Raw genomic sequence first — 10,449 nt, 5'->3', positions numbered from 1 at the left:
TCTGGGGCAGTTGGGCACTACGGTGCTGTGTTGTCGCCACTGGCCTCATCGCCGGCAAGCCGGCTCCCACAGTAACGGCGGGAACCTTGTAAACGGTGCGATACAGGTAGGCACCGCACATGCATCGACCCCAGCTCGCAGAGGGTCCGAATACATCAGACTAAAGTCGCAGAAGAAAAACTTGTCAATATCCCGTCAAAAAATTCGTTCGGCATTGATAACGCGATACAACTCGCTGTTTTTAATGGCACTTATGAAAAGTTCAAAGTCTTTATAGAGCAAAAAGATATTACCGAGTGTTTCAGTGCAACCTACGCTGCTGCATGTGGGAGCAACGCAGCGTTTTGGACCATTCGCCCTGAGAGCGACCCGCCTGCGAGCCGACCAGAAGCCACAACTACCGCTGTACGGGCCGCCGCAAGGGCTTCCCGATTGTGATAAAGGGAGGCTCCCGATGCACAAGCCGCCACGCACCCGTTCCGAGCTGGCTGAGGTGTTGTTTCGCCTGCGCCGCAGCTTTTTTGCCCTGGCCGCCTTCAGCGGCGTGATAAACGTCATGATGTTGACGCCAGCAATTTATATGTTGCAGGTGTACGACCGCGCCCTGGTCAGCCGCAATGTCACTACCCTGTCGATGCTTACCCTGCTGGTGATCGGCTTGTTCATGCTGATGTCGGCCCTGGAGATGGTCCGCACCCGCGTACTGATCCGGGTCGGCAACTTCCTCGACATGGACCTCAACCGGCGCATCTTCAGCGCAGCCTTCGAGCGCAACCTGAGCCGCGCCGGCGGCAACCCGGCCCAGGCCCTGCAGGACCTTGCGCAGGTGCGCCAGTTTCTGACCGGCAACGGCCTGTTCGCCTTCTTCGATGCCCCCTGGACACCGATCTACCTGCTGGTCTGCTACCTGATCCATCCACTGCTGGGGCTGGTGACGCTGATCGGCTCGCTGATCCTGGTGGGCCTGGCCTACCTCACCGAGAAGGCGACGCAAAAACCGTTGGCCGAAGCCAACCAGGCGGCCATGTCGTCGGCCAGCTACGCCAACAACAACCTGCGCAATGCCGAAGTGATCGAAGCCATGGGCATGCTGCCGGCGATCGGCAAGCGCTGGTACCAGGGCCACTTGCGCATTCTGCAGATGCAGACCCTGGCCTCGGACCGTGCTGCGGTGATCAGCAGCACCGGGCGTTTCGTGCGCATTACCTTGCAGTCGGTGATCCTCGGTGCCGGCGCACTGCTGGCGATCGAGGGCAAGATCACCCCCGGCATGATGATCGCCTGCTCGATCCTCACCGGCCGCGCCCTGGCCCCGGTGGAGCAGGTGATTGCCGCATGGAAGCAACTGCTGGGCTGCCGTTCCGCCTGGGGCCGGCTCAACGACCTGCTGCACGACTACCCGCAGCGGCCACCGAGCATGTCGCTGCAGCGGCCAATGGGCATGCTGGCCGTGGAAAACGTGGTTGCCGGCGCCCCCGGCACCAGCAATAGCATCGTGCGCGGGGTGAGCTTCAGCCTGGTCCCGGGTGAAAGCCTGGGCATCATTGGCCCTTCCGCCTCGGGCAAGTCCACCCTCGCCCGCCTGCTGGTAGGCGTGTGGCCGACCCAGGCCGGCAAGGTGCGCCTGGACGGCGCCGACATCTTCACCTGGAACAAGGCCGAACTCGGCCCGTGGCTCGGCTACCTGCCGCAGGACGTGGAGTTGTTCGAGGGCACCATCGCCGAGAACATCGCACGCTTCGCCGAAGTGGACAGCGAAGCGGTGATCCGCGCTGCCCGCAGCAGCGGCGTGCACGACATGATCCTGCGCTTCCCGCAGGGTTACGACACCCGCCTGGCCGCCGACGGCAGCCCGCTGTCCGGCGGCCAGAAGCAGCGCATCGCCCTGGCCCGTGCGCTGTACGGCGAGCCGAACCTGGTGGTGCTGGACGAGCCCAACGCCAACCTCGATGACGTTGGCGAAAAGGCCTTGGTCGATGCGCTAGCCGAACTCAAGGCGCGCGGGGCCACGGTAATCCTGATTTCCCACCGGCCCAACGTACTGTGCGCGGTCGACAAGGTGCTGATGCTGCGTGACGGTACCGTGCACATGCTCGGCAGCCGCGACGAAGTGTTCGCTGCGCTGCGCAAGGCCAGCGTGATCCCGGCGGCGACCGCAGCGCCGCTGGCCTCGGTAAAAGTACGGGAGTGATCGATCATGCAGATGACCCAACACACCGAGTTGATTCCCGCCGAGGCCCGCAACAGTATCGACCTGGACATGGGCCGGCCGGCACGCTGGGGCGTATGGATGGTCATCGCCGGCTTTGGCGGTTTCCTGCTGTGGTCGTGCCTGGCGCCACTGGATGCCGGGGTAGTCGCCACCGGCACGGTAAAGGTCACCAGCAACCGCAAGGCGGTGCAGCACCTGACCGGCGGCACGGTCGAGGCGATCCTGGTGCGTGAAGGCGACAGGGTGAAGAAAGGCCAGGAGGTGGTACGCCTGGACGCCCTGCGCGCGGTGGCCGAACAGGGCGCGATCAGTGCCCAGTACATCGTCAGCAAGACCGTGGAAAACCGCCTGGAAGCCGAGCGCGATGGCCGCGACACAGTCACCTTCGACCCTGCCCTGCTCGAGCACTACCGCAGCGACCCGCGCCTGCTGGCAGCCATGGACCTGCAACAGCGCCTGCTGGACACCCGCCGCGCGGGCCTTGCCGGCGAACTGAGCATCCTCGAGGAAAACCTGGCCGCCACGGCGGTGCAGCTCAAGGGCCTGCAGCAGGTGTACGGCGCCCGCGCCTCGCAGATCGGCTTCCTCAACCAGGAGCTGCAAGGTACACGCGTGCTGGCCGCCGAAGGTTATGTGCCACGCAACCGCCTGCTGGAGCTGGAGCGCAACAATGCCGACCTGTCCGCCGGCCAGGCCGAAAACCTCAACAACATTGCCCGGGCGCGCAGCCAGGCCACCGAGATCAAGCTGCGCATCCTGCAACGCCAGCACGACTACCTCAAGGAAGTGGAATCGCAACTGACCGATACCGCCAAGGAGAACACCACCCTGGCCGATCGCCTGCGCGCGCTGGACTATGAAGTGACCCATACAGTGATTCGCTCGCCGATCGACGGCATGGTCCAGGCCCTGAGCATCGCCACGGTCGGCGGCATCATCCAGCCTGGGGCCAAGATCATGGAGGTGGTGCCGCTCGACCAGCCGTTGCAGGTCGACGCGATGATCCCGGTGCAGGCCATCGACAAGATGGTGCCCGGCCTGGACGTGGACCTCGCCTTCCCGGCCTTCAACCATGCGAAGACGCCGAATATTCCGGGACGGGTCATGACCATTTCCGCCGACCGCCTGATGGACGAAGAGAGCAAGCAGCCGTACTACCTGGCCCAGGTGGAAGTGACGCAGGGCGGCATGGACTTGCTGGGCAGCAACCACATCCGCCCCGGCATGCCGGCCACCGTCACCATCAAGACCGGCGAGCGCAACCTGCTCAGCTACCTGCTCAAGCCGATGCTCGAACGCGTGGACGCCTCGTTCAAGGAGCAATGACATGAATCGCCCGTGCCTGATGTTGTGCCTGTTGGGGTTGTCCGTACAGGCCAGTGCCATGGACCTGAAGCAAGCCTGGGACCTGCTGCAGTACCAGGGCCCGATCTACCGCGCCGCGGTGCACGAGAAAAAAGCCGGCAGCGAGAACCGCGCCATCGGCCAGGCCGGCCTGCTGCCGCAGATCAACGCTGCCGGCTACTTCAACAGGGTCAATGGCAGCCAACGTCAGAATGGCCGGGACAGCGACCTGGACTATGACTCCAAGGGCGCCAACGTGCGGTTGCGCCAACCGCTGTTCAACAAGCAGAAGATGGCCGAATACCGTCAGGGCCAGCAGCGTGCGGACTACAGCGTGGCGGTGTTCGATGCCAAGAGCCAGGACGCCGCGGTGCGCCTGGCCGAGGCTTACTTCGACGTGCTGCTGGCCAGCGAAACCATCACCCTGGCCAAGGCCAAGCTGAATGCCTTCGAAGAGCAATTGGCGTCGGCGAAGCGCCGCATGGAGCTGGGTGCCGGCACCATCACCGACATCGACGAGTCGGTAGCCCGTCGCGACCTGGCCGAGGCCGACCTGATCGAGGCCCAGGACAACCTGGTCAACGCCCGCCGCAAGCTGGAGGAATATATTGGTGAAACGCCGGAGTCGCTGACCACCTTGCAGCCGGGCTTCAACACCCCGCCGCTGATGCCAGGCAACCTGCAGGACTGGCTGGTCAAGGCCCAGGCCGACAGCCCGTTGATCCATGCGCGCCGGCACAGCTATGAGCTGGCCGAAGAAGAAGTGAACCGCGCCCGCGCCGGGCACTGGCCAACCCTGGATTTCGTGGCGGGCTATACCGCCGGCAGCAGCCAGTCGATTTCCGAACTGAACCAGCGCAACCACTACAGTTCGATCGGGCTGGAGCTGAACATTCCGCTGTACAGCGGTGGCAGCACCAGCGCCCTCACCCGCCAGGCCAGCGCCAACAGTTCCAAGGCCCTGGATGAACTGGACGCCACGCGCCAGGAAGTGATCTCCGGCACCACCCGCGAGTACCGCGGCGTGCAGAGTGGCGCCTTGCGCATTCAGGCGCTGGAAAAGGCCGTGGCCTCCAACGAACGCTCGCTGCTTTCGGCCCGCAAGGGTTTCAGGGAAGGCGGCACCAGCACCAACTCGGATGTGCTCAATGCCGAGGAACTGCTGTTTGACGCCCGCCACGACCTGTTCGAGGCCAAGCTCAACTACCTGATGTCGCGGCTGCGCCTGGCGTCATCGGTGGGCAACCTTGGGGATGATGATATCGAGCAGATCAACGACTACCTCGGGCCGGAGCTGGTGGTAAGCAATTGATAGCAAACCGGGTGCCCTGTGGGAGCGGGTTTACCCGCGAAGCAGGCGACGCGGTGGGTGGCACCGGCTTCGCCGGTGTTCGCGGGTGAACCCGCTCCCACAGGTGCGGCATATTCATTCAGCTCCCGTAGGGCATATGGCGCCTACCGCAATTTGTTCCATTTCAGGCTATGATCGGTCACCCCGCCGCGGACGCCCTGCCCCATGCCCGTAGACCTCCAAGCGTTGTACCCCAGGCTGATCCACCTGATGCTGGACACGGTGTTCGTGGTCGACAGGGACAACCAGATCGTTTTCGTCAGCGATGCCTGCGAGGCGCTGCTGGGCTACCGGGCCTGCGAACTGATCGGCACGCCGATCACCGACTACATGCACCCTGACGACCTGGCGATCACCCGCGCATCAATCGTCCGGGTGATGAACGGCCAACCCCATTACGACTTCCGCAACCGCTACATCCGCAAGGATGGCGGTATCGTGCATATCCTGTGGGCGGCCTCCTGGTCCGATGAGGCCAATGCCCGCATCGGTGTGGCGCGGGATGTCACCGCCCAGCGTCACGCCGAGGAAGAGCTGCGCTTCCTGGCCCACCATGACCCACTCACCCGCCTGGCCAACCGGGCCATGTTCAACGAGCGGCTGGATACTGCCCTCGCCGCGGCCCGCCATCACAACCAACCGCTTGCGTTGCTGTTCATCGATATCAATGACTTCAAGGACATCAACGATAACCACGGCCACAGCGTGGGTGACCGGGTGCTCTGCACCCTGGCGCGGCGCCTGGAAGGCTGCGTAGGTGCGACCGATACAGTGGCGCGGATGGGCGGTGACGAGTTCACCGTGCTGCTGACCGACTACGCGTCGCCAGAGGCCATTGCCGAGCAGGTAGCACGCATCCTGGCAGCCATGGCCGAGCCACTCGGCGCCGAGTTTGCGGGCATCGGCGCGCCATCCTGCAGCATTGGCGTGGCCCGTTTCCCCGAAGACGGCAACGATGCCGACATGCTGCTGCGCCATGCCGATGGCGATATGTACCGGATCAAGCGACAGCGCACTGCGGCCGGCTGAGCGCTCTGGCGGCCGCAGGCGGAATCGAGCACAACGGAGATGACCATGCGCAACCCTGAAGACGCCTTGCTCGACAGCTGGCAGCACAACGCCCAGGCCTGGATCGATGCGGTGCGCAGCGGCAGCATCGAGAGCCGTCGCCAGGTCACCGACCAGGCCATCCTGCTGGCCATTCTGGGCCGCCAGCCCGAACGGGTGCTCGACCTGGGCTGTGGTGAAGGCTGGCTGCTGCGCGCGCTGGGCGACCGGGGTGTGGAGGCGGTAGGTGTGGACGGTGAGCGGGCGCTGGTGGATGCCGCGCGCGCTGCGGGCTCCGCCGAGGTGCACCTGGCCAGCTACGCAAAGCTGGCCGCTGGGCAGGCCTGTGTCGGCAAGGACTATGACCTGATCTGTGCCAACTTCGCCCTGTTGCAGCAGGACATCATCCCGCTGCTGACGGCGATGAATGCGTTGCTGGTGCCCGGCGGTGCGCTGGTGATCCAGACCCTGCACCCGTGGGGCATGGCGGATGGGGATTACCAGGATGGCTGGCGGGAGGAGTCGTTTGCCGGGTTCGCCGGGGATTGGCAGGTGATGCCGTGGTACTTCCGCACCTTGGCCAGCTGGCTGAATGCGCTGGACATGGCGGGGTTGCGGCTGGTCGGCTTGCAGGAGCCACAGCACCCGCAGAGCGCGCTGCCGCAGTCGTTGCTGCTGGTGGCTGAGCGGCCTTGAAGCATACGCGGTCGGTGCAGGAGCGGCCTTGTGTCGCGATGGGCCGCAAAGCGGCCCCCAAGTTCATGCAGCATCGCTGAAATCCTGGGGCCGCCTTGCGGCCCATCGCGACAAAAGGCCGCTCCTACAGGGACCGCGCCGGGTTCAGAGGACCGGCTTGCGCGCCGCCCCGCTGCGGGCCTTGGCCATGGCCGCCAGGCGCACCGCGACGTTGGCCGCACCGTAACCGGCATACCCCCCCTTGCGCTGGATGATCTCGAAGAAGAAACGCTCTTCGAACGGCTCGGTGTACACGTGGAACAGCTCGCCGCCCTGGGCATCGCGGTCGTACAGCACGTTGTAGTAGGCCAGTTCGCTGAGGAACTCGTCGTCGAAATCGAAACGCGCCGCCAGGTCGTCGTAGTAGTTCAGCGGAATCTCCAGCAACGGTACCCCTGCCAGTTTGGCCCGCGCCACTTCGCGGAAGATGTCGTCGCAATCGAAGGCGATGTGATGCACGCCCGAACCGCGATAGCTGGACAGCGCATGGGCGATGGCGGTGTTGCGGTTTTCCGAGATGTTCAGCGGCAGGCGCAGGGTACCGCACTGGCTACGCAGGGCGCGGCTCTTGACCAGGCCATAAGGGTCCGGCAGCACCACTTCGTCGTCCGCAGCGAAATCGAACAGGCTCTTGTAGAACAGCACCCAGCTGTCCAGCGACTCGGCCGGCAGGGCCAGGGCCATGTGGTCGATACGGCGCAGGCCGCCGGTGGCGCTGGCGTTCTTGTCCAGGCTGAAGTCGGTGTCGTACAGGGTCTGGCCGGCAGTGCCCTGCTCCACCAGATACAGCAGGCTGCCATCTGGCGCACGTACCGCCGGCACTTCGCACTCGTTGGGCCCGACCAGGCCACGGAACGGCTGGCCACGGAAGGCGGTGGCGCGCTTCAGGGCGGCTTGCTGGTCCTTGACTCGCAGCGCGGTGGCGCACAGCGACGGCCCGTGGGCCTCGAAGAAGTTGTGGCCGAAAGAATAGGGTTCGGCGTTCAGCACAATGTTGATATCGCCCTGGCGCAGCAACTGCACTTCTTTGCTGCGGTGCTTGCCGGCTTCGGCAAAGCCCAGGCGCTTGAGCCAACTGCCCAGGCGCGCGCCGACGGCTTCGTCGACTGCAAATTCGAGGAACTCCACGCCGTCATAGGCACTGGCCGCCGGTGGAGTGAACAGCACACCGGGCTCGATCGAGGTACCTTCCTGCTCCAGGCGCAGGCGGGTGTGCTCTTCGAGGTACAGCAGCGAACGCAGCCCGTCGGCGGCATTCTGCCGGGGCGGTGCGGCGCGGAAGCCGTCGTTGAAGATTTCCAGCGACAGCGGCCCGCGGTAGCCGGTGGCAAGGATTGGCGCCAGGAAACCGGCCATGTCCATCTCGCCCTGCCCCGGGAAGCAACGGAAGTGGCGGCTCCACTCCAGCACATCCATGGCCAGGATCGGCGCGTCGGCCATTTGCACGAAAAAGATCTTGTCGCCGGGGATGTCGCGGATCGCGCTCGGGTCGCCCTTGAGCGACAAGGTGTGGAAGCTGTCGAGGATCACCCCGAGGGCCGGGTGGTCGGCCTGGCGCACCAGGTTCCAGACTTGCTGGTAGGTGTTGACGTGGCGGCCCCAGGCCAGGGCTTCGTAGCCAATGCGCAGGCCGCGCTTGCCGGCGTGCTCGGCCAGCAGGCGCAGGTCGTCGACCAACAGTTGTTCTTCGCCCAAGGCATCGGCCTGGACGTTGCTGCATACCAGCACCAGGTCGGTGCCCAGTTCCTGCATCAGGTCGAACTTGCGCTCGGCGCGGTCGAGGTTTTTCTGCAGGCGATCGCGGCGGCAGCCCTCGAAATCGCGGAACGGCTGGAACAGGGTGATGGCAATACCCAGGTCTGCGCACATCTGCCGTACCTGGCGCGGGCTGCCAGCGTAATAGAGCAGGTCGTTTTCGAAGATCTCGACGCCGTCAAAACCGGCGGCGGCGATGGCTTCGAGCTTTTCCGGCAGGGTGCCGCTCAAGGACACGGTAGCGATCGAACGCTGCATGGCGGGAGTTCCTTGTTGTTGGAGGATTACAGTGCAGTCAAGGCCAGGGCCAGCCCTGGAAAATCAGGACCACAGTTCCTGGCACGATCGATTATTCGCAGGTAAAGTCGTCGCTTCAATCCCTTTGTACGGAATGGTTAGTTTTGCGTTCGATTATCGCACAATACCGGTTTTAGCGAATTGCCAGCCCACTGGCCCGTGGTCAACATGAACCACAGACGCAGGCACACCGACCCTCGCCTCCTGCCTTGGCGAATCTCCAGCGGAACCTGTGCAAACAACAATAACAACGGAGACAACGATGGCTCACTCCAGCTCTCAAGCCAAGAAAGCGACCGCCAGTGGATGGATAGGCTCGGCACTCGAGTACTACGACTTCTTCATCTACGCCCAGGCTGCTGCGCTGATTTTCCCGCAGATCTTCTTCCCCAACACCGACCCGAAAATGGCCATCATTGCCTCGCTGGCCACCTACGGCGTGGGTTACCTGGCGCGCCCGGTCGGCGCCTTCGTGCTGGGCCACTGGGGTGACACCCGCGGCCGCAAGAACGTACTGCTGCTGTGCATGTTCCTGATGGGCCTTTCGACCATGGCTGTCGGCCTGTTGCCCACCTACCACGACATCGGCCTGCTCGCCCCGGCCTTGCTGGTGCTGCTGCGCCTGGTCCAGGGCTTTGCCGTGGCCGGTGAAATCTCCGGTGCCAGTTCGATGATCATGGAGCATGCGCCATTCGGTCGACGGGGCTACTACGCCAGCTTCACCCTGCAAGGCGTGCAGGCTGGCCAGGTGCTGGCGGCGGCGGTGTTCCTGCCTCTGGCCTACTTCATGCCCAGCGAAGCCTTCAACGACTGGGGCTGGCGTATTCCATTCCTGATGAGTGCCATCGTGTTGATCGCCGGTTTCATCATCCGTAAGGAAGTGCACGAAACCCCGGCATTCGTGAAAGAAGAGAAGCAGGACAAAGTCGCCAGGTCGCCGATCAGCGAGGCCTTCCGCCACAGCTGGAAGCACATGGTGCTGGTGATGTTCATGGCTTTGATGAACGTGATCCCTGTGGTAGCGACCATCTTCGGTGCGGCCTACGCGGTGCAGCCGGCCTATGGCATCGGCTTCGACAAGAGCGTGTACCTGTGGATACCGGTAGTCGGCAACATCGTCGCGGTGCTGGTGATTCCGTTTGTCGGCAACCTGTCCGACAAGATCGGCCGTCGCCCGACCATGATCGCCGGCTGCCTGGGCTCGGGCCTGCTGGCCTTCGTCTACCTGTACGCGATCAGCATCCAGAACGTACCGCTGGCGTTCGCCTCGTCGATCGTGATGTGGGGCATGGTGTACCAGGGTTACAACGCGGTGTTCCCAAGCTTCTACCCAGAGCTGTTCCACACCCGCTACCGCGTTTCGGCCATGGCCATCGCGCAGAACATCGGCACCATGCTGACCGCCATGCTGCCGGCACTGTTCGCCCTGGTTGCCCCGCCAGGTTCGGACAACATCCCGCTGGTGGTCGGTGGCCTGGCGTTCTTCATCACCTGCGTGTGCGCCCTGGCAGCGTACATTGCCCCGGAAACCCATCGCCTGGCGATGGAAGACCTGGGTAACCCGGATGCCAAGCCGATGGACAAGACCGCGTATGAGGCTAGCCGTAAAGGGAGCTTTCAGGCGGTGAGCCACTGACCGATTGCAGGGGGCTGCTCTGCAGCCCATTCGCGGGCAAGCCCGCTCCCACAGGGTCGCATCAAGCTTTAG

Annotated in this window: 7 protein-coding genes; 6 read left to right on the top strand and 1 reads right to left on the bottom strand. The window is 64.1% G+C overall.

Annotated elements, in window-relative coordinates; translation table 11 throughout:
- The first annotated feature begins 454 nt into the window (after positions 1-454).
- The 5 genes from RIN61_RS22020 (at position 455) to RIN61_RS22000 (ending at position 6,650) form a co-directional block, all read left to right on the top strand.
- Entirely contained in the window at positions 455-2,191 is a 1,737-nt protein-coding gene (locus RIN61_RS22020; RefSeq protein WP_313854078.1) for a type I secretion system permease/ATPase, read from the top strand.
- A gap of 6 nt (positions 2,192-2,197) precedes the next feature.
- The gene (locus RIN61_RS22015; protein WP_133971540.1) at positions 2,198-3,538 is read left to right on the top strand and encodes an HlyD family type I secretion periplasmic adaptor subunit; all 1,341 of its coding nucleotides are present in this window, start codon (positions 2,198-2,200) and stop codon (positions 3,536-3,538) included.
- A gap of 1 nt (position 3,539) precedes the next feature.
- Positions 3,540-4,868 carry a TolC family outer membrane protein gene (locus RIN61_RS22010; protein ID WP_313854075.1) on the top strand — a complete coding sequence of 443 codons (1,329 nt, stop codon included), beginning with the start codon at positions 3,540-3,542 and terminating at the stop codon, positions 4,866-4,868.
- A gap of 204 nt (positions 4,869-5,072) precedes the next feature.
- Positions 5,073-5,936: a sensor domain-containing diguanylate cyclase gene (locus RIN61_RS22005; RefSeq protein WP_207879108.1), complete on the top strand. Its 864-nt coding sequence runs from the start codon at positions 5,073-5,075 to the stop codon at positions 5,934-5,936.
- Between the two features lie 45 nt (positions 5,937-5,981).
- Entirely contained in the window at positions 5,982-6,650 is a 669-nt protein-coding gene (locus RIN61_RS22000) for a class I SAM-dependent methyltransferase (RefSeq protein WP_112252234.1), read from the top strand.
- Positions 6,651-6,794: 144 nt separating this feature from the next.
- On the opposite strand, the gene quiC is transcribed toward RIN61_RS22000, so the two are convergent.
- Positions 6,795-8,702: a 3-dehydroshikimate dehydratase QuiC gene (quiC, locus tag RIN61_RS21995; protein WP_133971530.1), complete on the bottom strand. Its 1,908-nt coding sequence runs from the start codon at positions 8,700-8,702 to the stop codon at positions 6,795-6,797.
- A 301-nt stretch (positions 8,703-9,003) separates the two neighbouring features.
- Here quiC and RIN61_RS21990 point away from each other — a divergent pair, with 301 nt between their 5' ends.
- Positions 9,004-10,377, top strand: a complete 1,374-nt coding sequence (locus RIN61_RS21990; protein ID WP_207879104.1) for an MFS transporter — start codon at positions 9,004-9,006, stop codon at positions 10,375-10,377.
- Positions 10,378-10,449 lie beyond the last annotated feature (72 nt).

It is taken from the genome of Pseudomonas inefficax, assembly GCF_032164165.1.
Taxonomy (GTDB): Bacteria; Pseudomonadota; Gammaproteobacteria; order Pseudomonadales; family Pseudomonadaceae; genus Aquipseudomonas; species Aquipseudomonas inefficax.
Note: the sequence above shows the minus strand (reverse complement) of the source record. Positions and strands in the feature narration are given on the sequence as shown.

What these genes read in the sequence shown, in the direction of transcription:
- RIN61_RS22005 (WP_207879108.1), top strand. Translation starts at nt 5,073, where the DNA reads ATGCCCGTAGACCTCCAAGCGTTGTACCCCAGGCTGATCCACCTGATG.
- quiC (WP_133971530.1), bottom strand. Translation starts at nt 8,702, where the DNA reads ATGCAGCGTTCGATCGCTACCGTGTCCTTGAGCGGCACCCTGCCGGAA.
- RIN61_RS21990 (WP_207879104.1), top strand. Translation starts at nt 9,004, where the DNA reads ATGGCTCACTCCAGCTCTCAAGCCAAGAAAGCGACCGCCAGTGGATGG.
- RIN61_RS22015 (WP_133971540.1), top strand. Translation starts at nt 2,198, where the DNA reads ATGCAGATGACCCAACACACCGAGTTGATTCCCGCCGAGGCCCGCAAC.
- RIN61_RS22010 (WP_313854075.1), top strand. Translation starts at nt 3,540, where the DNA reads ATGAATCGCCCGTGCCTGATGTTGTGCCTGTTGGGGTTGTCCGTACAG.
- RIN61_RS22020 (WP_313854078.1), top strand. Translation starts at nt 455, where the DNA reads ATGCACAAGCCGCCACGCACCCGTTCCGAGCTGGCTGAGGTGTTGTTT.
- RIN61_RS22000 (WP_112252234.1), top strand. Translation starts at nt 5,982, where the DNA reads ATGCGCAACCCTGAAGACGCCTTGCTCGACAGCTGGCAGCACAACGCC.